Source organism: Deltaproteobacteria bacterium (assembly GCA_016183235.1).
GTDB lineage: Bacteria > UBA10199 > UBA10199 > DSSB01 > JACPFA01 > JACPFA01.
In genome coordinates this window covers 25,471-48,735 of sequence record JACPFA010000034.1, presented here as the reverse complement: position 1 = coordinate 48,735, position 23,265 = coordinate 25,471, and the positions used below count along the sequence as shown (strand labels likewise).

The following is a 23,265-nucleotide window of genomic DNA, read 5'->3' as shown; positions in this document are numbered from 1 at the left end:
GCCGGTTTTGCGGACGTTTTTATTACGCAGCTCGGGTTTTTTGAAAATTAAGTATGAGGGTTTTGTTGAGGGCACGGGCGATTTTTTGGAGTATGGTAAGCGAGTGACCTTCGTAGTCGGCATCTTCTAGGCGAGAAATGACTGATTGCTGGGTACCGATCAATTTAGCTAGCTGAGTTTGGGTAAACCCAGCTGCTTCTCGGGCCTCACGGATTAAAATAGCAATACGTAAGTTGAGTTTTTCTTCTTGGTAGTGTTTTTGTAGTTTTGGATCTTTTTCGGCCCGTCTCTTGAGAATTTCAAGGGCGTTTCTAGTTTTCGTACGATGCTGTCTCATAACTGTACTTCTCCGGGTTACTTTCAAACAGTTTTTTATTTTTTATTGCTACTTCGATTTCCTTAGGAGGGACAATATGTTCTTTAGTAAATCCATGAGAGAGAACAACCGTTGTCCTTTGATAAAAGAAATAAAGGATTCGATAATTAACTGAATGATACCTCCATCTTAGCTCGTAAATGTTATCTCGTAAATAATCTGCCAAAGGCCTTCGTAATTCATGCCCTAGTTTTGCAAGCTCTTCAATACGAGCCCTAGCTTTAGCTTCGATTTTTTGTGGTAAGGTATTTAACCACTCTAAAACCGGGCATTGTCTCTTTTCATCTTTAAAAAAGATAACTTCAACTATTGGCATATGATTATATCAATATTGTGATAATTAACAAGTCTGTTTTTCACGTTCGAATAAATTCGTTAATGTTCCTATGCTTTAGAAAGCAAAGAATGTACCAGTTATTAGGTGGAGCCTACAGGGGAGAAATTTTTTTAAGATTATTATCTTATTTGGTATAGATATAGAATAAACAAAACTTGAGTTGGCAGCGTGAGTAGGGTTGCTGAAACCCTTTGTGCGAGAGCGACGAGTCATGAGCACCAAAAAAGTGTTGGTTTACTGAAGCTGGAGGATGACCAGAGGGAATACTCCAACTTCATCGTAAACCAACACTTTTTTGGTGCGAATACGAGGAGCGGAGCACGGGTTGAAGCAACCCTACTCACGCTGCCAACTCAAGTTTTGTTTATTCTACCGGTACAGACTACCAGTTTTGCGGAATTCTTCGGCTTTTTCTTCTAAGCCTTTTTCTAAGGCGGACTCGGGGCTTAAGTGGTGGATGCGAGCGTATTCGCGCACGTCTTGGGTGATTTTCATCGAGCAAAAATTAGGCCCGCACATGCTGCAAAAGTGAGCAGTTTTAGCTGGGGCTGCCGGTAAGGTTTGGTCGTGGTAGCTCCGTGCCCGTTCGGGGTCTAAAGATAAATTAAATTGATCTTCCCAACGAAATTCAAAACGTGCCTTAGACAAGGCATCGTCTCGCTCTTTGGCGTGGGGATGAAGTTTAGCAAGGTCGGCGGCATGCGCGGCAATTTTATAGGCGATGACTCCTTCTCGCACATCATCGCGATTCGGCAATCCCAGATGTTCTTTGGGGGTTACATAACAGAGCAGGGCACAACCATACCAACCAATTTGCGCTGCCCCGATCGCCGAAGTGATGTGATCATAACCGGGTGCAATGTCGGTGGTTAAAGGGCCCAAGGTGTAGAAGGGTGCTTCAAAACAATCGGCCAGCTCACGATCCATGTTTTCTTTAATGAGATGCATGGGGATATGGCCCGGGCCTTCAATCATCACTTGCACATCGTGCTTCCAGGCAACTTGAGTGAGTTCGCCCAAGGTTTGGAGTTCTGAAAATTGTGCCGCATCGTTGGCATCGGCAATGCTGCCTGGCCTTAAACCATCGCCTAAACTAAAACTTACATCATAGGCCTGCATGATTTCGCAAATTTCTTCGAAATGAGTGTAAAGAAAATTTTCTTGGTGATGGGCGAGGCACCATTTGGCCATGATCGAACCCCCACGGCTGACAATCCCTGTGACTCGCTTAGCGGTCAATGGAATATAACGCAATAAAACTCCCGCATGGATGGTAAAATAATCCACGCCTTGTTCTGCTTGTTCAATGAGCGTAGTGCGGAAAATTTCCCAGGTGAGGGCCTCTGCTTTGCCATCGACTTTTTCAAGGGCTTGATAAATGGGCACGGTGCCGATGGGCACAGGGCTGTTGCGTAAAATCCATTCCCGAGTTTCATGAATATTTTTACCAGTCGATAAATCCATCACCGTATCGGCACCCCACTTCGTTGCCCAAATCATTTTTTCAACTTCTTCGGCAATCGATGAGCCTAAGGCCGAGTTACCAATGTTGGCGTTAATCTTAACTTTAAAATTTCGACCAATGATCATGGGTTCTAATTCAACATGCCGAATATTGGCAGGGATGATGGCGCGGCCGCGAGCGATTTCATCACGCACATATTCAGGGGCAAACCCTTCACGAATCGCCACATATTCCATCTCGGGGGTGATGATGCCCTGTTTGGCATAATGCATTTGCGTAACATTGCCACGACGCTCCGTGACCCACGATTTTCGATGGGTTGGCAAACCCTCGCGAATGTCGATGGAGACATTGGGATCGGTGTAAGCTCCCGACGTATCATAAACATTGAAGGGTTCGTTGGGAGGAGTTAAACTAATTTGGCGTACAGGTACGCGAAGCTTGGGGTAGAGATTTCCCGGCAGATAAATCTTTTTAGAATTAGCAAAGGGTGCATACGAAGGATTAAAGGTTAATTTTTTCATAATTACTTTCCTCGTTCCCCAAAAGCTATCCTTCCCTCCATTGGGGAAGAAGGCGTGGCATAATTTTTCTCAGGGATCCTTCCAGCAGCATAGGCCAATTGACCAGCTTCAATGGCTAGTTTCATGCTTTGGGCCATTTTGGCCGGATCTTTAGCCTTGGCAATAGCGGTATTGGTCAAAACCGCATCGCAGCCTAGCTCCATACTTTTAGCCACATCACTGGCTGTACCAATCCCAGCATCGATAATCAAAGGAACTTTAACTCTTTTGCGAATTTCTTCAATGGTTTTTGGATGCAGTATGCCCTGGCCTGAACCAATGGGTGAACCCATGGGCATAACCGCCACACAACCAATCTCAAAAAGTTCTTGGCAAAGCAGAGGGTCATCAAGGGCATAGGCCATGACAGCAAATCCTTTAGCCACAAGTGTTTTAGCGGCCTTTAATAATTCAGGGCCGTTGGGTAAAAGATTGTAGGGGTCTTGAATCACTTCTAATTTCACCAGCTTGGTTTGAAGGGCACTACTTGCCAGTTCGGTGGTTAGTTCAGCTTCTTTGGCCGTATAACAGCCAGCAGTATTGGGTAAAATCGTTAAGCCATGACTTTTTAATAGAGGAAGCAGCCCTGATTCAGAGTGAGTTTCTAAATTTACTCGCCGCACCGCAACCGTGCAAATCTCGCAGCCCGACAGTGTGATGGCCTGGGATAATTTTTCTAAATCCGGAAACCCAGCCGTACCCAGTAAAAGTCTCGACTGATAAATTTTCCCAGCTAATGACCAACTCATAAAACCTCGGCTATCAATTTTCCCACCATGGGCGCAAGCAAGAATCCGTGCCGATACAACCCTAAGGCACAACTTAAAGCTTTAATGCGAGTGGGGCCGATCACGGGCTTGTGATCATTGGTGGCAGGGCGCAAACCCGCCCAGGTTTCTACCACCGGAAATTCGTAACTGGCCGGAAAAATCCGCCACGTCCCATAAAGTAGATCCATCATGGCCCCCGCGGTAACCGTTTCATCATAACCCATGTCTTCCATTGTAGCGCCTACCACTAAATGCCCATCAGAACGAGGTACTAAATACACCGGATAGCGATGAATACTGCGCACGGCCATATCAAATTGATAGGGCCCTTTTGTTTTTAAACAGAGGGCCTGGCCTTTTACCGGATGCAAAGCAGGCAATACGTCATGAGGTAGCGATGGAAATTGATTCTGCAAGCCGCTGCATATCACGACTTGCTCAAAGGTTTGTTTTTGGTCAGCGCACACAACCCCTTTACATTGTTGATTTTCAATCCACAGATCTTCCACCTTTTGATTTTCTAAAATGGTCGCACCGTTATTTTGCAAGGCCTGCTTTAAAGCGCGGATTAATTTTCGATTACTCAAAAATAATTCTTTGTGGGCACGAATCCCTGCCTGAATATTTGGGCTTAAAAAAGGAACCTGAGTTAAAACTTCTTCTTTGGTGAGCCAAGTGGTGGGCAGGTCTAATTCTTTTTGATAATCATAGAGCCTCTGTAATTCTTTTTCATCATCCGGATCAATCGCCACGAGTAACGAACCGGTTTGATGAAAATCAACTTCCAAGCCCGATGCCTTTTCAATATTTTTTACAAATTCAGGGTAAAGTGCGAGGCTATTTAAAAAAAGTTTTAGAAGTTTTTCTTCTCCGAAATGAGTTTCACTAATGGGCGTGATCATCCCGGCTGCCTTATAGCTGCAACCTTGCCCCACTTCACCTGCTTCAAAGAGCGTGACGCGTGCCCCCTTATTTTGTAAAGCCCATGCCGCCGACAAACCCGCAATACCACCCCCAATAATCGCAATATTTGCCTTTGCCGTCATTTAACCTCCTGCCACCGGGTGAATAATTTCTACCACATCGCCTTGTTTCAACACGACCTTCGTCAAATCTGATTTCGCAACCACCTCATCATTCACCGCCACCGCAAAGGCCCCCTTCACCCCCAATTGAGCCACTAAGTTTTGCAATTCCATAGCACTTTGCAGGGGAAAAAGTTTGCCATTCAGGGTGATTGTAATGGGTTCCGACATACTTTTTTATTAGTGTCGTATGGCTGGAGAAGTCAATATCGATGTTTCTTATGTCATTCCGAGCAAGGCGCGGAATCTTCCTTGTATAAATTATACCTTCCTACTGATTTGCTATAATCAATAATCTGTTGATTTTAAAATTGTTTTTATAGATACTTGGCTTTGGCTCATGAAAACGCGTGAAGAAATAATTGCAGCATTATCAGGCATAAAAGGGTCTCTTCAGAAGAAGTATCCCCTTACACGTCTTGCGTTGTTTGGTTCGTATGCAAGAGGAGACCAAAACGAGAATAGTGATGTAGATGTGTTGGTAGAGGTAAAACCCTCTATCGGGTTGGAATTTGTCACTTTAGCCAACCAAATTGAAAAAACAATTGGGGTACCTACCGATGTTGTTTCATTTAAAGCTATTAAACCTCATTATCTTAAAATTGTTGAAGCGGAGTTAATTGATGTCTAAACGTAGTTCGGGCTTGCTTATTGCTGACATCAAAGAGGCACTTGATAAAATTTTTGATTATAAGTCAGGTCTTTCAGAAGAAGCTTTTCATAACGATCATAAAACTATCGATGCCGTCGTAAGAAACTTAGAAATTATCGGTGAAGCAGCCAACCGTTTGCCAACTGACTTTAAAACTAAGCATAGTGCCATCGAATGGGAAAAAATAATTGGACTCAGGCATAGAATCATTCATGAATATTTTGGTATTGATTTAGGGATTATTTGGCATATTTTGGAAAACGATTTGCCTAGTTTGAGAACTCAAATCGGTCAAATTGAGTCCTAAATCCAGCAATCATAGCAATGGGATAGCTTTTCCGAAACCGCACTTTATATAAATTGCATCTTCCCACCGAAGCAGAACTAAAAAAAGAACTCGAACACGAACGTGAGCTAGTCGAACGTGGGAAGCGATTGTTAGAAAATTAGAATTTAACCAAGAATTCGAAATTCATAATTTATATGTATTCAGTAAAATTATTAGAAGAGTTATTAAATTTGATTCCTAATCTTAAATGGAAATCCTTGGATAAAGGTAAGCTAAATCAACAAGATATTCATGCCGATTATAAACTCATTCACAAATATCATAAATGTTCGATTATTGAATTGAAGGAGATGAAAAATGCAGAAAAAATTCAAAAGCAAGTAAACAAAGGTCTGTCTAAAATAGGAGGTTCATTAAATGAAAAACAAAGAATTCGAGATAATATTGGAAAAGCAGGAAAACAATTAAAAAAATACCAATCTTTAAAGATTCCATTAGGATTTATTACCTGTGGGTCTGGCATTGTAACGGGGAATTTTAAAGATCTAGCGGCAGCTCTCTTTGGAGATCCTGAAGTAAAAATTGATACAGGGGAATATATATTTAATCGGAATAAAGCACTTCTTCCAAATAAAAATACTACAATAAGTTATTTAGGATGGCTTGAACGTAAGGAAATTAATCCAAGATTGCAACTAATTCACAATGAATTTTCCCATTCAAAACTTCACTTTGATTTTTTTTCATCTTCATTGGTTGAACAACATATTGTTGAATTGATAACGAAGTCTGAAATTGAAGGGAAAATGGTTAGGGTAAATTCACCCTCAGAACTTAATAAAGTACGCGAAAGCAATGTCCCCATTTTGAAAATTTTGTTGAAAAAATTTCAATGAGGAGTTTTTTTGAACCTTGAAGATAAGTCAGAATAAACCAAGCAGAGATCTTGAAGTGTTTTCTTGATTGTCATGCCGCTATGGCTTCGATGCTAGTCTTTAGGCCCTCTTAGGTTTGCTTTCTTGGCGGTAATTTTAAAAGTATAACCAAGTTCTGAAAGGATATGCAAAAGTACATTGAAAGTAATTTGGGAAGTGCCAATCCCAAAATTCAAAGCAACCAAAAATTTTATTATGCTCAACTTAAAAAAACTCAGTTTTATTTCTTTCGTTCGTCATGCAATTTTTAGGCTAGTGCTGTCATGATGATGTGTCAATATTCAAAAAAATCTTCAGTTTGCCTTTTTTATCCTCTCGTCATAGATTGCCAACGAAAATCCTATGAAAAGCCCCAAAAAGACAAAAGCATTAACCCTTAAACAACAGCCGCCTTCGCTCCAACAGGAATTTTATTCCCAAATTCGAGAAGTCATTGAACAGGCCAGGGGCAAAGCTTATCGTGCGGTCAACTTTATTATGGTGGAGGCATATTGGAATGTAGGGCGGTTGATTGTCGAGGAAGAGCAAAAAGGAGAAACCAGGGCAGGTTATGGTGAGCATCTACTTATGTCTTTGGCTGAAAAACTTACCCAGGAGTTTGGAGAGGGATATTCATTAACAAACCTTAAGTATTTCCGTCAATTTTACTTAGCATTTCCAATTGGTCACTCACTGAGTGACCAGGATTCAATTAAACAAAAAGGTCACGCAGTGAGTGACCAATTGAAGATGCCTTTTTTAAGGCCAGAACTAAGTTGGACTCATTATCGCCTTCTGCTTAAAGTCGAAAAAGAAGAAGCTCGTAAATATTACCTAGAAGAAGCGATAGCCAGCAATTGGAGTACCCGCCAGCTGGAGCGCCAGATTAACTCCTTTTATTATGAACGGTTACTTTCCAGTAAAAATAGAACCTTGCTAAAAGAAGAAACCAATAAACTAGAAATTCCAGCTTGCCCTGAAGATTTAATTAAGGATCCATTAGTTTTGGAATTTTTAAATGTGAAACGAGATGCCGTGCTTCAAGAAAAAGACTTAGAAAGTCTCTTGATTGGCAAGTTGCAAGATTTCCTTTTGGAATTAGGGCGAGGCTTTTCGTTCGTTGGACGACAGCACCGAATTTCAGCAGACACAGAGCATTTTTATATCGATCTGGTTTTTTATAACTATGTTCTTAAGTGTTTTATTTTGATCGATCTTAAAATAGGCCGACTAACTCACCAAGACGTTGGTCAAATGGATTTTTATGTTCGTTATTTCGAAGATAAAATGCGAGGCAAGGGCGATAATCCAACCATTGGTATCGTGCTTTGCTCCGAAAAGAACGAAACCATTGTAAAATATTCGATGCTCAAAGGTTCCAAGCGTCTCTTTGCTTCAAAATATAAATTACACCTTCCCACCGAAGCAGAACTAAAAAAAGAACTCGAACACGAACGCGAGCTAATCGAACGTGAGAAGCGGTTGTTGGGGGGGTAACAGATGAAAAATATATTTTGGATTATGGGAAGGGGTGTTTCAATTGAATGTGGGTTGAATTGGGATGCCAAGGATATATTAAATGACAAAAGTCTAAGTCAATCCGAACAGAAAAACCTAATCCAAAAAAAACTCATTCAGATACAACACTCAAGTAAAATTAATCTGCTACCGTATCGAGAGCTTTTGCAAATCTGTGAGAAACATACAGTGTCTGGCGTTAAGCATGTTTTTTCTACTCTAAACTGGGATACTTTATTTGAACAAGCAATCAATGAGAAAAATTGGCAAATGGTTCCGTATTGGCTAGGTAGCTCCTTTGTATATCATTTGAATGGGAACTCTGAAAATGGCGATACTGGGGATTTTATAGAAAATAAAAAATTAAAGATAAGATCTGATATTAGTTTGCCAAATGACTCTATTAATGAAAGAAAAAAATCTGTCGAATTGAATTCTTTTATTAGTAAAATGGTGGGTAATAAGGGAGTAGTTGCGATTGTTGGTATGTCTTTACAAAATGAAACGGATAAATTTTTTGAAAAGATATTTGAATATTATCAACCAATGCAGCTAGGAGAATGTGATTTAGTAATTGTGAATCCATGCGGAAACGTATTAGAAACCATAGTTGAAAAATTCAAGCTATTTTTGAGGAAACCTATTGTTAAAGTTGAATATGGTTTTAGCGCTTGGTTAAATAAAGGCTGTCCCGAACTCAAAGAAATTGGAGTTTTTAAGTAGATTGCATTAAGAAAAATTGTTCTTTAGCTAACATCCATGCTTGATTTTTCTAAAATCAAGCAATTTAGTATTAGTAGGTTCCAAATTTATTGCGGTATTAAGATACTGTAAGAATTTTTTACAATCTCCTAGCCGCAGATATAATTTACCAAGATCAAAAAAATAATCAGCCGTTAAATTTGCTAAAGGGCGGTGACTCAATTTTTCTAAATTGTTGATCATTTTATGAAGTAGTTTTTGGTTTGCTGGCATATTGACGTAGGCTGAACTTAAACTATTTAAATAACGGTTGGAGTATTCTGCAGCTATTTCCAAATATTTGATGCCACAATTATTATCTTTATCTTCAATCTTGCAAAATACACTCATAAAGAAATTCAGATCTGGTTCGTAAGGGTATTTTGATAATCCAAATTTAGTAAATTCAAGTACCAACTGGTCATCAGCTCCTAATGCGTTTAAATATATTGGAAACACCTTGATTGTTTTTTCGTCAGAAAATTTTTGGAATATTATTTTTTTCGCTGCATCTTTTTTTTCGAAGTTTTTCAATTCGTGATAAACGACCACTTCCGCAAGTTTAACAAATAAATCTTCAGGATCTTTTTCATGAAGTATGCGTACTTTTTCGGCGATAATATTAATATTATTTTCTAGCTTTGCTTTTAATCCAAAATACCAAACATTTAACATAACATTGTCTGGGTTTTCGTTATAAAGTTTTTCAACTTTTGAGTAAGTAGTTTGAACGTCATGTTCGATCAGACCGTGTAAAGCTTCACGCAATTGTTGTGTGATCTGGATCTGTTTTAAATCCTTTTTGCTTTGGGTGATCTCTTTTTGAAAATAGAGGTAAGAACCTAGGCTTATGGCAAGAAGCAATGTAATTAACGAAATGCTTTTGCGGCGTCGTTTTAGCCATATTTTTGTTTTATAGGAATAAGAAGGTGGTTTTGCCTGAATAGGCAAATAATCCAAAAAATTGATTAAATCATTTTTTAAATCAAAAATAGTCTTATATCGGTATTCGATATTTTTTGAAATTGAAGTTGAAATTATTGTTTCTAAATCATTTGGGATGTTTTTCCAACGACTCTTAGGTCTAACAGGTTCTTTATTTTTAATATTAGCATAAATTTCATAAATGCTATTTCCTTCGTAGGGCAAGTTTCCGGTTAAAGCTTCATATAAAGTGACCCCTAATGAGTAGACATCGAGTTGCCTGTTGTCATGGGATTCATTTTTTAAGAACGTTTCTGGAGCCGAGTAAATGGGTGTTCCTAAAAATTCTCCAGTAACTGTTAAGTTTTCTTCAACCTCATCATGGCTCAGTCCAAAATCTAAAAGTACAGGGTTCCCATTGGGTTCAACAATAATATTGGATGGCTTGATATCTCGATGGATTACTCCATTGTCATGAGCATACTGAACAGCATCAGCTACTTTGGTGATCAAATTACAAAAAAATTCAGTGGGGCTTTTGCCATTAATAGATATGGATTTAGCCAGAGAAGGTTCAATATTATTTGCAATGGCTTCAGTTAAATCTTTTATTTTAAGGATTGAACGGTCTTTGCCTGCAAGAGAAGAAATCAATTTGTTCAGAGGAATACCTGGCACATATTTCATGATGATATAAAAAGAACTTTCTTCTTCCCCTATATCGTATACCGGAACAATATTTTTATGATTCAACCGGCCGATGGTTCGGCTTTCCCTTAAGAACCGTTCTTTGAGAGCTTGATTATCAACCGCAAATGGGCGTAAAACTTTTACAACTACATCTCGATTGAGTTTTTCTTGTCGAGCTAGGTAAACGACTCCCATGCCTCCTTGCCCCAGTATTTTTAAAAGGGTACAACCGCCTATAACCCTCCCTAGTTGTTGGGGTAGTTTTTCTTTAGATGAAGAATCTTTGTCCGAAAAAACACCCATTATTTTTTGATATGCTTTGATCTTTTTCTCGAGAGGGTCTTTAAATTGAGTGTATTGCTTCAAAAGAGGCGTAAAATCGATGGGCAACTCATCATCAGCATGCTTTTCTATAAAAGACTGAAAAATCGTATTGATTTGTTCATTCATTTGTTTGTGTCATAAAGTCAGTCAATTTATTTATAGCTCGGGCAAATTGCATTCGTGCAGCATCCTCACTTAAATTTAATTCAGTTCCAATTTCTTTAAAAGAAAGCCCTTCATATTGCCGCATGATTACAATTTCCTTTTGGACTTGTGATAAGTTGTCCATAGCGGCTTCAAGGGCTAAGACATCTTCTTTAAGCCGTAACTGAAAACTAGGCCTATAAAGACTATCAGCGGGAATATTTGATAAAATCGAACGATCTTTTTCAGAATCTTGTTTTGATTGAATTTCTTGATGGAGGTTTCGTTTTTGCGCGCCATGATAATCAGCTAGATCACAGATTTCATTTTGAACAAGTTTGCTAATCCAATGTAGAAAAGCCGCTTCGTCTTTGGGTTCAAAATTATCAAAAGCTTTAACTGCACGAATCATCACTTCTTGAACTACATCCATAGATTCAACCTTTGTTCTTAGTTGTGGGCCAAGCCGGGCGCGAACAATTCGCAGAATTCTTTGTAGGTAGCGTTCCATTAAAAGATTTAACGCTCCATTTTCCCCTGCCTTGGCTCGGTTGACCAAATGAATAGTGGTTTGAAGATCACTCATTTTCTTTTATATTTCATATACTTATAAATTCATCAATTGTTTTGTTCGGTTTTAATAATGGTGCCGCTTTTAGAAGTAGAACAGTTAATTAAAACAAACTTTTAAAAAGGAGAAAAACCATGAAAACATTTATTATCACTACCTTAGCAATCTTAATCACAGCAATTAGCTCGCCTTCTTGGGCTTATGTTAACGTTAACGGGTACTTTAAAAGCAATGGGACTTATGTGTCACCCCATATTCGTAGCTATCCCGATGGAAATCCTTACAACAACTTAAGCTCGTTTAACATGAACCAATCCCCACTTAACAGCAGTCCATTCAATCCAAATATTGGAATGGCTGTTAGCAAAGTGTAATTTAATAAAGAAAGGGCCGGTTTTGAAAAGATCCGGCTCTTGATTTTTTTTAAGGAGCCAAGTTATGAAATACCTAATATTCATAGTAGGTTTGATCTTAATAGGAAGTCTTAATTTTAACCAAGTAGAGGCTCATCCTGGTGGAACTGACAGGGCAGGCTGCCACCATTGCTGGACAAATTGTGAACGGTGGGGATTAGTGTATGGGGAATATCATTGTCATTGATAAATATAATTCATTTTACGCTGCTTTCTTGGTGATAATTTTAAAAGTATAGCCAAGTTCTGAAAGGATATGCAAAAGTACATCGAAAGTAATTTGGGCAGTGCCAATTCCAGATTCAATTTGTGCAATCCTTCCTTGCGTAACACCTAGTTTTTTAGCCAAAGATTTTTGGGAAAGACCTTTATTCTTTCGTTCTTTGATAATTAATTGGATAAGGTTTTGCTTGGCACGCACTTCCTCAATATTAATGCCAAAAGAATCAGCAATTTCTTCAATATTCATTTCTTTCCAAGCCATTTTATACCTCCTTAATCCTTTTGAGGATCAGTTCAATTTCCCGTTTGGGAATTTCCTGGGTTTTCTTGCGCATAGCGTGAAGTAAATAGATTGCATCTCCCTTTTTAGTAAAATAGAAGATACGTACTTGCCCATTTCTGTCTTTTAGGCGAATTTCATGGAGCCCTGGGTAAACACTAGAAAGATTGCGACTTATCGGCATCGTAAGATTATGGCCAGAAGCTAAGAGCATGATGGCATCTAAAAAGTCTGCGCGAATTCCGTCGGATTGATTTTGAAGGAATTCCTCAACTGGGCTTCTGCCAGAACTTAGCAAATAAAACTTTACCTTCACTAGAAATAAATATAAGCTTAAACTAATTATTAGTCAAGGCTAATATAAATTAAATAAGATTAGAGATGTTCAAGGCAACCAAAAATTTTATTATGCTTAACTTAAAGAAACTTAGTTTTATTTCTCTCGTTGCCTTCATTGTCATATCTTTTTCAGGGCGGGAAATCTTGGCAAGCGATTCTTGCGAAATGTTGATAGATTTTTATAATGAATATTTATCCTACCACGATACCGTTTCGAATTTGAAACAGCGAACATTTAAAAGTAAATTTTCAAAATACATGACTCCAGAAGGTTTGAAAAAGGCTTGGTATGTCATGACTCATGAAGGCTATGACCCCATCGTGCAAGGGCAAGACTACTCTCCCAATTGGAAAAATCATTTGAAGGCAATCCTTCTCAAGCACCAACGTGATCAAATAATATGCAAAGTTGTGATCGACCCCAGTTGGCCACAGGAAGTCATTGTCAAATTACAGAAAAAAGCAAACCAGGTTCTGATTTCGGAGTTTTCTAATAAGATATGAAACTAAATATAATGGTTGTGGCATTACTGTGCTTTTATCTTTTAACTTCGCCTGTGAGGGCAGAAGACTCTGGCTGCATCTTGCCCAAAGAAACTGCCGTTATCCCCTTGCTCGATGCGAAGAGCCTTGAGGTAAAGGAAGTCTTTCCCCCTAAAAAATATCTTGAAGGTAAAAGATTAACCGAATCTCTTTTGATGAAAGATGGCACCAAGATTATTTATGAAGTTGGAGGCTGCGCTCATTATTCCTTCAGTTTTACCTATGAAAATATAAAAGGCTTATTTCCAACGAATAAGAAAACTGTTTTAGAAAAGGCGCTGGGGTTACTGCAAAAAACCCCTATTCTTAAAGGATCCAATGCCCCTAATAAGAATATCCTTGAACGAGCCCTCATACGTGCTCAAACGAGCGACCACAAAATTGAAAATAAAATTCTATCACTCCCCTGTGGCGATGCTATTTGCGCCTTAGAAATCAAGGAACCCAGCGCTTTGATAATCAGTTACGATTTTGCTCTATAAGATTGCCTTCTGCAATACCCAATATTTTAAAGTCATATAAGGCTTTTTTTATATTGATTTTAAGTCTTTTATGACTTTAACCCACAAGCGAAGAGATGAGTTTTTGAAAAAGAGGTAACTTAAATATGGTTAGTATAGATGAAATACCGAGTTATATTTATGGATTGATGGGTAACTTTGGGAGCTTGTTGATCCCCGTGGTTTATCTTTTGTTAGTAAGGGGAAAAGGTAAATTATTTAAACCTTATTTGATTGGGTTTATATTACAGATAGTTTCATACACTGGAGCTTATTTTTTTATTTTTTGGTGTTACAGGCAAGGTTATTCAGAATGGTATTGGGCATACGGACTCTATATCCTCATTAATTTTTTAGGAATAATTTATTATATAGGGGCAGCACTGATTATGAAATTTAGAAAAAAACAATGATAAAAAACAACAGAACACAAACTTATTTAGTTTTGGGATTTGCCTTCATTTTTCCTACCTTTGCCACGTGGTTTTATTTTGAAGTGCTGGCTCAGAGCCATTGGGTTCAAATTTTGTATGGTGCATCTAAATTCATCCAATTTTCTTTGCCATTGGCTTGGATTTTGTGGGTTCAAAAAAGAAAATTATTGCTTTCAAAGCCAAGTGGACAAGGAGCTTGGATAGGGATGGGTTCTGGGCTTTTAGTGGTGGTGATTCTTAGCCTTGCTTACTTTGGGTATTTGAAGGGGAGTGGCCATCTTGCAGCAACCCTAAGATCGTCCCGCGTATCCTGTTTTCTTGGAGAGATTGCTTTGATTTTACCCCATAACAAATTTTCAACGACCCGTGCTCGGTGGGGATATTTAGCACGATAATCTTCGGGCCTTGTCATCAAATATTCCCGGATAGCCTCGGCTATGTGTTCCTGCCAATGAGATAGACTATAAGTATGTTCTAAGAGGTTGCCATCAAGTTTAGCTGCTAACAAGATTTTATTTCGAATAGAAGGGTCCATCTTTTCTAAGCTATGCCCTATTTCATGGGATAATGTGTTTGCAGCGCCATGCGTTTGTATTCCGGGTGCAGAAAGATAAATTGTAAGATCATAAATCGTACCATCTGATTTCACGTGAAAGGTTTTACCGTTGATCTTTACTTTGTCATCAAAGAATACCCCTTCTGCACTTCCTACCCAACTTTCATTTGTATTACGAAGTTTGTTGGTAAAGCGGATGCTTCGAATATTCTTAAGCACATGAATAGGAAGATTTGTGATTACATTTTCAAAAACTGATAAGAGGATATGTGGACCTCCTATGGGTTGTTCGGGCTGGTAAATGGTTAGGTCTCTTTTCGTTGGGCCATCTTGATAATGGTAAAGCTGCATCACTTCACCGTTAGCGGCGATTCCATCGCCTTTTGTTAATTTTACTTGGGCATGATATTGGCCTAAAACAAAGGGCTCTGTTCTACCGACTTGACTGTCAAAGGCCCTTTCAAGTTCTTGGCGTGTGGCTTCACGATTAAGGCCACCTTTTCCCCTTACCACAAATTCGTAATTGCCGACATGGCCCGAGGCATCATGATAGGTTGGTTTTCTGGTAAAAGTATCGGGAGATTCAAATTGAATGGCCTCAATACCATCACTTATTTTAAAACGGCTGATGATGCGACCCGGCAGAGCTTGTACCGAGTCAATGGATCCTTGGTGATGAATACTTGCAAGCGCAGTTTTATTTGTCTCAAATCGTCTGGCCGCGATGTAGGAACTATTTCCTCTCACAGCCTGTTTTATAAATCCGAATATGATATTTCGGGAGTGGCCAGACGATTCTGGATGAGCTTTCTGTCCATTTGGAATTTTACGGCCAGTACGGACCACGAAAGATTTTTTGCGAACAATGGCAGGTTCGGATTCGTAGAAGGGGTTGGCTTTGTGAATGTTGGGTTCTGCCTTGTTGATGGGCCCCATGGAATTAACCAGCTCCCAGAAATGTTGTTGGTTTTCAAAAGAGGCAGCTTGATTTTGAAACTTATATTGGCCCGTTTCAAACAATACAGAGATTCGAATGTCTCCTTCTAGATAAAGATCGACGCATCCACCTCCATCTTGAGAATGTGGACCATCTTTTGTAAGACAGGCGGGTTCTTCAAACCGTGCCTTACCAAAGACCTCTGTTTTCATGGTGAAACTCACTAGTTGAGTGGGGTTTTTCTCGGCTTTTTCTATTAAGCGTGCAAGCGGGCCTTCTCCGGCCAAATTGATACGACCCGCCATAAAAGTTTTGTCGCTTGTTTCAATAAAGATCATTTTGCTACGCGGATCATAAATCATGGCGATTTCATCAAATTCCTTAGGTACTTCATTTAGGAGTTGGCACATGGTTTTAATATTGAGAACTTTTTGTTTAGGAAGAGCTTCAATGTTGATGGCGGGATAACAAGCTTCGCCCACTAATACCCGACTCGTATTTTTTGCAGATTCACAAAGTGGCTGATCGTTTGTTGGAAAAGCCACGATGGGTTTTCCATAGCAGCGGTGGTTAGCAGGGTAGGTGTTTTTGAGATAATTTTTGCTATCATCTACAAAAAAACGAGTTGATTGAGAAAAAGCCTTGTTTTGCGAGTCCCGCCAAGCTTGGGCCAAGGCTTGAATTTCTTTACCGGAATAATGATAAAGTGGATCTCCCGTTTCTGGATTTGTCAGCCAAACCTCATATTGCCCCCCTTCAACTTCGATAAACTGAAGGTTCGGATCACCGATGTCCTGTAGGGTATGAATATCCTGAATAGCCAGAGACCCCATGTTAATTCCCCATAGAAGCCCACGACCCTCTGACACTGATATTATCGGCCATTCAGGGGTTAGAGTTGTTTAAACTTATTCAATTCCAATTAGATCAACAAATTTAAAAAAAGCAGTTAATGACGAAGGAACGTCATACTTTTATTTTGCTCAGGCAACTAAGGCTTCATCAATGATATCTAGAACTACATGTACTTGCTTGCTCATGACATGGATAAATTCTTCCACTTTAGTAATGCTAGGTACAGCACGCGCTTGTTCATATTGTGCGTAGGCATTTTTCGAAATACCTAAACGGTCGGCAATCTCACGAAGGCTTAACCCGTGTTTTGCCCGTTGATTTTTTAGCATCAGAGCAAGTAGATAACGATCATCCTTAGCTCGTTGGGCTTGCAAGACAAATTGATTCTTTGGCAGCAAGGCAGCCTTAACTGCAAATCCCCTTCTATCAACCATCAATTCCACAGCCTCTTGAATCATATTGAGCGCATTCTTTTTTGATTTGCCCTGACTTGCAACGTCCAAAGCAGGAACAACTATCGCCCAATATCGCCCTATTTTCCACAATTTCCCTTCAAATTTAACACACATAAAACACCTTTCGTTTATTTCTTAACAGGATTCTTTTCAGCCTTTTTAAGAATATTTTGCGCCGTGAGTTCATTAATTTCTTTATGACGTGGCACTGGCACTTTGTGCTCACCATTAGTCTAAACTTCACGATTGCCGCCTTGCCTAAATAACCACTATCCGCATCTAATAAGAGCCCTTTCAAGATCACGCTTTTTCACTTATTGATAGTACATATATCTATGTACCATATCAAGCCAAATACACTAATTTTATTACTACGATTCATTAGGTTATACGTAATACGTAAGGCTTAACTCAAACCTGTCTCATGTCAAGACTTGCCCCCTCGCTTGCCCCCTCGCCCAGACTAGCGTTTCATTGAACGAAGGTAGCGAATAATCGAACGGACAAATAATTCAAAGTCACCCAATTCTTTTTTCAGGGCCTTGTGGAGTAAACGATGGTCAATTTCGTCGTATAAATGAACAATTCTATTTCTCAACCCCGCCAATTTAATAAATGCTTGCTCGTGTGATTTGGGGAGAATTTTGGCTTGAACAAGTAAAATAAAGACATCTTTATATTCAAGGGGTTCTCCTAGTTTTTCTTCTGCGACGATATGGGAACCGACGTCTAGCATTGCTTCAATTGAAACATGCAACAGGCGTTCGGCTGTTGAAGTATTTTTGATGTCTTGAATATATTTTTTATAAGAAAGTTTTCCTAGTTCGCTAAGTTGCCTGAGGTTTTTTAAGATGCGGGCAAGCTTTGACCGAATGGATTCTTTGTCCAAAGGTGACATGGTTAAGTTCTCCTTAAAACAGACTGTTCTACATAGTCATTAAACATTCGGCGTAAATGTTTAGTTGCTAAATAACGTTGAATTGCTTGCAAGCGAAATCGCTTTAAATAGGTTTCTTTTCTGCAATAAAGAGGGATACCATTCTTAAGTACTTGCATGGCAAATAAAGGAGAGGCATGGTTGAGAACGCCAATGTCGATATCTTCTCTTTTAAAAAATTTGCAGAGGGTATCATAAGCTTGATGTAAGTTTTCATAACTAGAGGCATTTTCTTTAAACAGAATGGCCACATCAACGTCGCTTAAAGGTTTGAGTTGATCTTTGGCCAAGGATCCGTGGATAAAAATGATTTCAATGAGTTGTTTTTGAAGGAGTCTTTTAAGCAAGGATTTTTTTTGTAAAACTTGCTTGAGATGGAGGGGAGTTGCTTTTTGTACCGTAGGAATAAATCTCATAATGTACTTATTTTACCTTATACCTATAGCAGAAAACCATTCGGGGTCGACGAATTTAAGCTGGGTGAGGGAATCTTTTGGAAAAACTCTCAGTAAGGCTTCTTGCAACCGTTCTAAATAATGTGCGTTTCCACCATTGTGGGTGGGGAACCATTCGGGGAGGGCCAAAACGGTTTTAGGGCCAAGGTCTTGACAGACCGCAACAAAATTTTTGGGATGAAGGGTGCGGTGGTGCAGCAGTTGTCTGATGGGCAAATCTCGGTAAGGCAAAATAACGGTATCGAGTTTCACTTCTTGTCCCAACTTTTTAAAATTGGGGCCATAGCCTGTGTTGCCAGGGTAAAATAAATTTGCAGTTTCAGTTTTGATAAGATAACCCGTGCTAGGCCGAAGGATGAAGGGGCAGAGCCGGTAACCCCACAGGTGAATGGGTACGGCTGTGATTGTAAGCCCTTGGGCAGTCACACTTTCTTGTGGGCTTAGTTCAAATAAGGGGTTGGGGATAAATTTTTTAACAAATCGCCGTAAGCCTTTAGGGATGATGACGGTGGTAGTAGTAGGGATAAACTTAAAAGCCGGGATATTAAAATGCCCATACAAACTACTCGTCAGCAGAACGAAATCAGGCGCTGGGATTTTAGCAAAGGTTTCTTGGCTTATCGCAGGGTCGATGAGTAAGGTTTGAGATGCCCCTTTTATGGTAAAACAATAATGGCCTAAATATTGAATTTCCAATCAAAGCTCCCTTACAGATCACTTACGAATTCCGTTGTGTTAGCGACTAAAACTTTCTATATCGACTAACAATGGAAAAAAAGGAAAATCATTCCTATCGGGGAATTCATGCTGAAATTCATTTAGCAAACTTGGCCCACAACTTTAAAGAAATAAGACGACTCGTGGGTGGGCAAGTCAAGCTTATTCCCATTGTCAAGGCCAATGCCTATGGGCACGGGGCGAGTGTTGTTGCTAAAACCTTAGAAAATTTAGGCGTCGATGGTTTTGGGGTGGCCAGCCCAGAAGAAGCCTTAGAATTACGTAACTCCAATATTCAAAGCCCCTTGTTATGCTTGGGGGGTATTTTTAAAGCTCCACTTTCATTATTTGATGAACAAAAAGTAGTGCTCACCCTTTTTCACGAGGCACAGTTGGAAAGGATTGAAAAAGATTTAAGCGGAACCACCCGTAAGCTAAAAGTTCATTTAAAAGTTGATACAGGCATGGGGCGCTTAGGGATTTTACCGGAGGAAGTCGATCGTTTTTTGCCACGTTTACAACAATGTCCGCATATCGAGGTGCAAGGTTTGTTAACCCATTTAGCCTGTGCCGATCTTCAAGAAGATGGGCCAACTCAATTGCAATACGAACGTTTTCAACAAGCGGCAGAGAAGTTTCAAAAAACCTTTCCCCAAGCAGAAGTTATTCATTTAGCGAATAGCTCAGCCATTTTGTCAGGGAACATGGCTCATTATCAATGGGCGAGGCCTGGCCTTATGCTCTATGGTGCCTATCCTCATGCACGGTTCAAAACTAAGGCCCAGCTAAAACCTGTGATGCATTTTAAAACCTCAATCATGAGCCTTAAAAAAGTGGCCGCGGGTGTTCCCATTAGTTATGGTGGCACGTTTGTGACCAAGCGGCTCACCCAGGTGGCGGTGATGGCAGCGGGCTATGCTGATGGTTATTTACGGTCCTTCTCGAACTGTGGAGAGGTGGTGATTCGTGGCCAGCGTTGCCCCGTGATTGGCAGGGTTTGTATGGATCACACCATGATTGATGTCACCGATTTGAAACAAGTTGCGATGGGAGATGAAGTAACTTTATGGGGCGAAACTCTTTGTGCAGAAGAATTGGCCGATAAAATCGATACCATTGCCTATGAATTATTTTGCGCCGTGAGCGCTCGAGTGCCGCGAATCTATGTATAAAAATATTCAACAAATCATTCTTCATAAATTAACCAGCATGGGTGAATTTGTGCAATTTGTGCGCGACTGCTTTTATTGGATGTTTCGGCAACCTTTCCGCATGCAGGTTTTTCTGAAGCGGCTCGAAACCATTGGAGTCGATTCGCTTTCGATTATTGTTTTGGTGGGCACCTTTGCGGGCATGGTCTTTGGTTTGCAAACCGGTTACGCCTTTCGCACCTTTAGCGCCGAGAGTTTGGTGGGTTCAACCGTGGGCATTGCGGTCACGCGCGAGTTGGCGCCGGTGTTTACCGCCTTGATGATCATCGCTCGCGCGGGCAGTTCAATGGCTGCCCAAATTGGCACCATGCAAGTAACCGAACAGGTCTTGGCTTTGCAAAGCATGGGTGTAAATCCTATTCAATATTTAGTGGTGCCGCGGGTGTTGGCGTCTTTCATCATGGTTCCGCTTTTAACCGGGGTCTTTGATTTGGTGGGAATTTTAGGTTCTTATGTGGTGGGGGTTCATTTTTTGGGAATTCCCGAAGGGCCCTTTCTCTATCGGCTTAAACTTTATGTTGATTTAGACGATATCTTTCAGGGCTTGATTAAAGCAGCCGTTTTTGGGGTCGTTTTAGCGTTGATTAGTTGTTTTAAAGGTTATCAAACCGAAGGAGGGGCTGAGGGTGTGGGTAAATCAACGACTCAAGCGGTTGTTTATTCTTCGGTGACCGTTTTGGTTTTAGATTATTTCCTTTCTTATTGGATTTTAGAATGGTTCCCCCAGTTCTAATTGTCATCCCGGCCTTGAGCCGGGATCCATGATGGATGAGTTGTAAAACCGCTTATGATTAAGATCAAAAATTTGAAAAAATCCTTTGGCACTCAAGTCGTCCTAGATGGAGTCGATTTCGAAATTCCCAGAGAAAAGCTCACCGTCATTTTAGGTCGTTCGGGGGAGGGTAAGAGTGTTTTATTAAAACATGTCATTGGGCTCATCAAACCCGATGCAGGTCAAATATGGGTGGATGACCAAGAAATAACCGCACTAAGTGAAAGGCAGCTCAATGATGTGCGCAAAAAGTTCGGCATGCTTTTTCAGAGCGCGGCGTTATTTGATTCTTTTAATGTGGAAGATAACGTGGCCTTTCCTTTAAGAGAGCATACCCAATTTAGCGAAACCGACATTAAAAACATTGTGAAACAAAAATTAGAGCAAGTAGGGCTTAAAAATGTAGGGCATAAATTACCCAACGAATTATCGGGTGGGATGCGAAAACGGGTGGGTTTAGCCCGGGCTTTGGCTTTAAATCCCTCCATTATTTTATATGATGAACCCACCACGGGCCTCGACCCTGTTTTAACCGATTCGATTGATCACTTAATCCTTGATACCCAAAAGAAATTTAAGGTAACCTCAGTGGTCATTAGCCATGATATTAAGAGCACTTTTAAAATAGCTGATAAGATTGCCATGCTGCACGATGGTAAAATGATTGAAGAAGGTGGGCCCGAAGAATTTCGTGAGAGTAAAAACCCCGTGGTGCAAAAGTTTTTGAGTGGCAAGGCAGATCCATCGTTTATAGGGTAAAGAAGATTGGTTCGCTGGTGCTCGCAATGACATTTGTCTTGTCATTGCGAGGGAGCGGAGCGACCGAAGCAATCTCATATGAAAAATAAATTTACCACCGAAGCTAAAGTAGGATTCTTTATTTTAGCCACCCTAGCAGGAATATTTTTCCTTTCTTTAGTCACATCCGATTTTGGTTTTAAGTGGCGGGGCTATTATGACCTATTCATTCAAATGGATTCTGCCAATGGTGTTACTCATAAAACACCGGTGCAGCTTTCGGGTATTGTGGTGGGTTATGTAGACTCGATTGATTTAGCCGACAATAATCAGGCCCTAGTAAGAGCCAAAATCCAAAGAGGGGTAAAATTAAGGGGGCAGGTCAAAGCAGCCGTGCGTTCCCGTGGGGTTTTGGGTGATACTTATATTGAACTCAAATCCAAGGGCCAGGACGAATTCCCAGAAGGTGGCATTGTAACCGATGTGCAAGGTGCAGTGGATATGGATGACGTGGTCAAAGATTTTCATGAGATCGCCGTGGATGTTAAGGCCATCACTCAATCGTTAAAGGGTTACACCGCCACCCAAGATGCATTGATTCCTAAAATATTGCAAAACATGGAGGTCTTAACTCGCAATATTGCTGTGCTTACCACTAACAATTCTGAAAATATTAATTTAGTCTTATCCAATCTTCGCTCCATTACTTCTGATCTACGTTATATGGTGCGCAGTAACCAATATGCCGTTGACCAAAGTTTAGATCATATTGCGAATATCACGCGAAAAATTGATCAAGGTGAGGGCACAGTGGGGAAACTCATTAATGATGATTCTACTGTGAAGAAACTCAACGAAGTGGCGGACAATTTAAATTCTACCCTCGGTGGTATTTCCCGCATGAAGGCTAAAGTAGGTTGGCACGTGGAGTATTTAGGCAATACCAGCGATTTTAAAAATTATGTTTCGTTGAATCTTGCGCCCAAGCCCGACAAATTCTTTTTATTCGAAGCTGTATCCGATAGTGACCCAAGTGCGACAACTCAAATTAAGACCACTCAAGTGACAGCCGGTGGTTCAACGACCACCGTGACCACAAAAGAAGATCTAGTCGATCGCGACAAGATTTTATTTTCTGCCCAGATTGGCAAAAAAATACGTGACTTTACGGTGCGGGGTGGATTGATCGAATCAACCGGTGGGGTAGGGGTTGATTATACCAAAGGCCCGATCGATGTTCAGTTTTCGGCCTTTGATTTTCGCAATACCTCCGAACGTAGGCCGCACTTAAAGGCTTTAGCAAATGTCCATGTGACAGATAATTTGTATATCTTAGGTGGGGTAGATGATTTTATTTCTAAACAACATGGGCCGGATTGGTTTGTGGGGGCGGGCATTCAATTCGATGATGAAGATATCAAATCGGTCTTAGGGATGCTAACCATCAGCAAATAATATTTCTGTCAGCGAAACCACCTCTAATGTCATTCTGAACCCAGCAGGGTGAAAGAATCTTCCAATTCATCTGCAAATTAAGT

The 23,265-nt window shown here is 40.2% G+C and carries 28 protein-coding genes and 1 pseudogene; 14 read left to right on the top strand and 15 right to left on the bottom strand.

Annotated elements, in window-relative coordinates; translation table 11 throughout:
• Window positions 1–22: 22 nt before the first annotated feature.
• The 6 genes from HYU97_08870 to thiS all read right to left on the bottom strand — a co-directional run bounded on the left by HYU97_08870 (window position 23) and on the right by thiS (window position 4,767).
• On the bottom strand, window positions 23–337 hold the full coding sequence (locus HYU97_08870) for a helix-turn-helix domain-containing protein (protein ID MBI2336854.1): 315 nt from the start codon (window positions 335–337) through the stop codon (window positions 23–25).
• Window positions 312–692 (bottom strand): type II toxin-antitoxin system RelE/ParE family toxin, encoded by a 381-nt coding sequence (locus HYU97_08865; protein MBI2336853.1) that lies wholly within the window; start codon window positions 690–692, stop codon window positions 312–314. The genes HYU97_08870 and HYU97_08865 overlap by 26 nt, the downstream gene beginning before the upstream one ends.
• 390 nt (window positions 693–1,082) lie before the next feature.
• Window positions 1,083–2,702, bottom strand: coding sequence for a phosphomethylpyrimidine synthase ThiC (gene thiC / locus HYU97_08860; protein MBI2336852.1), 1,620 nt, complete (start codon window positions 2,700–2,702; stop codon window positions 1,083–1,085).
• A gap of 2 nt (window positions 2,703–2,704) precedes the next feature.
• Complete coding sequence (locus tag HYU97_08855; GenBank protein MBI2336851.1) at window positions 2,705–3,490, bottom strand: thiazole synthase; 786 nt, start codon at window positions 3,488–3,490, stop codon at window positions 2,705–2,707.
• Window positions 3,487–4,557 (bottom strand): glycine oxidase ThiO, encoded by a 1,071-nt coding sequence (thiO, locus tag HYU97_08850; GenBank protein MBI2336850.1) that lies wholly within the window; start codon window positions 4,555–4,557, stop codon window positions 3,487–3,489. Before thiO ends, HYU97_08855 begins: the two co-directional genes overlap by 4 nt.
• Window positions 4,558–4,767: a sulfur carrier protein ThiS gene (gene thiS, locus HYU97_08845; GenBank protein MBI2336849.1), complete on the bottom strand. Its 210-nt coding sequence runs from the start codon at window positions 4,765–4,767 to the stop codon at window positions 4,558–4,560.
• A 169-nt stretch (window positions 4,768–4,936) separates the two neighbouring features.
• On the opposite strand from thiS, the gene HYU97_08840 reads away from it, so the two are divergent.
• The 5 genes from HYU97_08840 to HYU97_08820 all read left to right on the top strand — a co-directional run bounded on the left by HYU97_08840 (window position 4,937) and on the right by HYU97_08820 (window position 8,692).
• Window positions 4,937–5,227 carry a nucleotidyltransferase family protein gene (locus HYU97_08840; GenBank protein MBI2336848.1) on the top strand — a complete coding sequence of 97 codons (291 nt, stop codon included), beginning with the start codon at window positions 4,937–4,939 and terminating at the stop codon, window positions 5,225–5,227.
• Window positions 5,220–5,555, top strand: a complete 336-nt coding sequence (locus HYU97_08835) for a DUF86 domain-containing protein (GenBank protein ID MBI2336847.1) — start codon at window positions 5,220–5,222, stop codon at window positions 5,553–5,555. Before HYU97_08840 ends, HYU97_08835 begins: the two co-directional genes overlap by 8 nt.
• A gap of 176 nt (window positions 5,556–5,731) precedes the next feature.
• On the top strand, window positions 5,732–6,433 hold the full coding sequence (locus tag HYU97_08830; GenBank protein MBI2336846.1) for a hypothetical protein: 702 nt from the start codon (window positions 5,732–5,734) through the stop codon (window positions 6,431–6,433).
• Between the two features lie 381 nt (window positions 6,434–6,814).
• Window positions 6,815–7,948: a DUF1016 domain-containing protein gene (locus tag HYU97_08825; GenBank protein MBI2336845.1), complete on the top strand. Its 1,134-nt coding sequence runs from the start codon at window positions 6,815–6,817 to the stop codon at window positions 7,946–7,948.
• 3 nt (window positions 7,949–7,951) lie between these two features.
• On the top strand, window positions 7,952–8,692 hold the full coding sequence (locus HYU97_08820) for a hypothetical protein (GenBank protein MBI2336844.1): 741 nt from the start codon (window positions 7,952–7,954) through the stop codon (window positions 8,690–8,692).
• A 27-nt stretch (window positions 8,693–8,719) separates the two neighbouring features.
• Here the strand turns inward: HYU97_08820 and HYU97_08815 are convergent, their stop codons facing one another.
• Both HYU97_08815 and HYU97_08810 read right to left on the bottom strand, forming a co-directional pair.
• Window positions 8,720–10,774 carry a serine/threonine protein kinase gene (locus tag HYU97_08815; protein ID MBI2336843.1) on the bottom strand — a complete coding sequence of 685 codons (2,055 nt, stop codon included), beginning with the start codon at window positions 10,772–10,774 and terminating at the stop codon, window positions 8,720–8,722.
• On the bottom strand, window positions 10,767–11,378 hold the full coding sequence (locus tag HYU97_08810; protein MBI2336842.1) for a sigma-70 family RNA polymerase sigma factor: 612 nt from the start codon (window positions 11,376–11,378) through the stop codon (window positions 10,767–10,769). Before HYU97_08810 ends, HYU97_08815 begins: the two co-directional genes overlap by 8 nt.
• A gap of 119 nt (window positions 11,379–11,497) precedes the next feature.
• On the opposite strand from HYU97_08810, the gene HYU97_08805 reads away from it, so the two are divergent.
• Together HYU97_08805 and HYU97_08800 are read left to right on the top strand one after the other, a co-directional pair.
• Window positions 11,498–11,737 (top strand): hypothetical protein, encoded by a 240-nt coding sequence (locus tag HYU97_08805; GenBank protein MBI2336841.1) that lies wholly within the window; start codon window positions 11,498–11,500, stop codon window positions 11,735–11,737.
• Between the two features lie 64 nt (window positions 11,738–11,801).
• A pseudogene (locus tag HYU97_08800) lies at window positions 11,802–11,960 on the top strand (YHYH domain-containing protein).
• Window positions 11,961–11,978: 18 nt separating this feature from the next.
• On the opposite strand, the gene HYU97_08795 reads toward HYU97_08800, so the two are convergent.
• Entirely contained in the window at window positions 11,979–12,245 is a 267-nt protein-coding gene (locus HYU97_08795) for a helix-turn-helix transcriptional regulator (GenBank protein ID MBI2336840.1), read from the bottom strand.
• A gap of 16 nt (window positions 12,246–12,261) precedes the next feature.
• A complete protein-coding gene (locus HYU97_08790; GenBank protein MBI2336839.1) occupies window positions 12,262–12,594 on the bottom strand; it encodes a type II toxin-antitoxin system RelE/ParE family toxin in 333 nt (110 codons plus the stop codon).
• 65 nt (window positions 12,595–12,659) lie between these two features.
• Between HYU97_08790 and HYU97_08785 the strand changes: the two genes are divergently transcribed.
• From HYU97_08785 to HYU97_08775, 3 genes are all read left to right on the top strand, one after another.
• A complete protein-coding gene (locus tag HYU97_08785; GenBank protein MBI2336838.1) occupies window positions 12,660–13,121 on the top strand; it encodes a hypothetical protein in 462 nt (153 codons plus the stop codon).
• Window positions 13,118–13,642, top strand: a complete 525-nt coding sequence (locus HYU97_08780) for a hypothetical protein (GenBank protein ID MBI2336837.1) — start codon at window positions 13,118–13,120, stop codon at window positions 13,640–13,642. The genes HYU97_08785 and HYU97_08780 overlap by 4 nt, the downstream gene beginning before the upstream one ends.
• 125 nt (window positions 13,643–13,767) lie before the next feature.
• Complete coding sequence (locus HYU97_08775) at window positions 13,768–14,073, top strand: hypothetical protein (protein ID MBI2336836.1); 306 nt, start codon at window positions 13,768–13,770, stop codon at window positions 14,071–14,073.
• Between the two features lie 268 nt (window positions 14,074–14,341).
• Here HYU97_08775 and HYU97_08770 read toward each other — a convergent pair whose 3' ends face one another.
• From HYU97_08770 to HYU97_08750, 5 genes are all read right to left on the bottom strand, one after another.
• A complete protein-coding gene (locus HYU97_08770) occupies window positions 14,342–16,420 on the bottom strand; it encodes a hypothetical protein (protein MBI2336835.1) in 2,079 nt (692 codons plus the stop codon).
• Between the two features lie 150 nt (window positions 16,421–16,570).
• A complete protein-coding gene (locus tag HYU97_08765) occupies window positions 16,571–17,011 on the bottom strand; it encodes a type II toxin-antitoxin system HicB family antitoxin (protein ID MBI2336834.1) in 441 nt (146 codons plus the stop codon).
• A 349-nt stretch (window positions 17,012–17,360) separates the two neighbouring features.
• Entirely contained in the window at window positions 17,361–17,795 is a 435-nt protein-coding gene (locus HYU97_08760) for a DUF86 domain-containing protein (protein MBI2336833.1), read from the bottom strand.
• 2 nt (window positions 17,796–17,797) lie between these two features.
• The gene (locus HYU97_08755) at window positions 17,798–18,250 is read right to left on the bottom strand and encodes a nucleotidyltransferase domain-containing protein (GenBank protein MBI2336832.1); all 453 of its coding nucleotides are present in this window, start codon (window positions 18,248–18,250) and stop codon (window positions 17,798–17,800) included.
• A gap of 12 nt (window positions 18,251–18,262) precedes the next feature.
• Window positions 18,263–18,985 carry an MBL fold metallo-hydrolase gene (locus HYU97_08750; GenBank protein ID MBI2336831.1) on the bottom strand — a complete coding sequence of 241 codons (723 nt, stop codon included), beginning with the start codon at window positions 18,983–18,985 and terminating at the stop codon, window positions 18,263–18,265.
• A 71-nt stretch (window positions 18,986–19,056) separates the two neighbouring features.
• Between HYU97_08750 and alr the strand changes: the two genes are divergently transcribed.
• The 4 genes from alr to HYU97_08730 all read left to right on the top strand — a co-directional run bounded on the left by alr (window position 19,057) and on the right by HYU97_08730 (window position 23,182).
• Entirely contained in the window at window positions 19,057–20,178 is a 1,122-nt protein-coding gene (alr, locus tag HYU97_08745) for an alanine racemase (GenBank protein MBI2336830.1), read from the top strand.
• Complete coding sequence (locus HYU97_08740) at window positions 20,171–20,950, top strand: ABC transporter permease (protein ID MBI2336829.1); 780 nt, start codon at window positions 20,171–20,173, stop codon at window positions 20,948–20,950. The genes alr and HYU97_08740 overlap by 8 nt, the downstream gene beginning before the upstream one ends.
• Before the next feature lie 54 nt (window positions 20,951–21,004).
• Entirely contained in the window at window positions 21,005–21,748 is a 744-nt protein-coding gene (locus HYU97_08735) for an ABC transporter ATP-binding protein (protein ID MBI2336828.1), read from the top strand.
• Between the two features lie 78 nt (window positions 21,749–21,826).
• Entirely contained in the window at window positions 21,827–23,182 is a 1,356-nt protein-coding gene (locus tag HYU97_08730; GenBank protein MBI2336827.1) for an MCE family protein, read from the top strand.
• The last annotated feature ends 83 nt before the right edge of the window (window positions 23,183–23,265 follow it).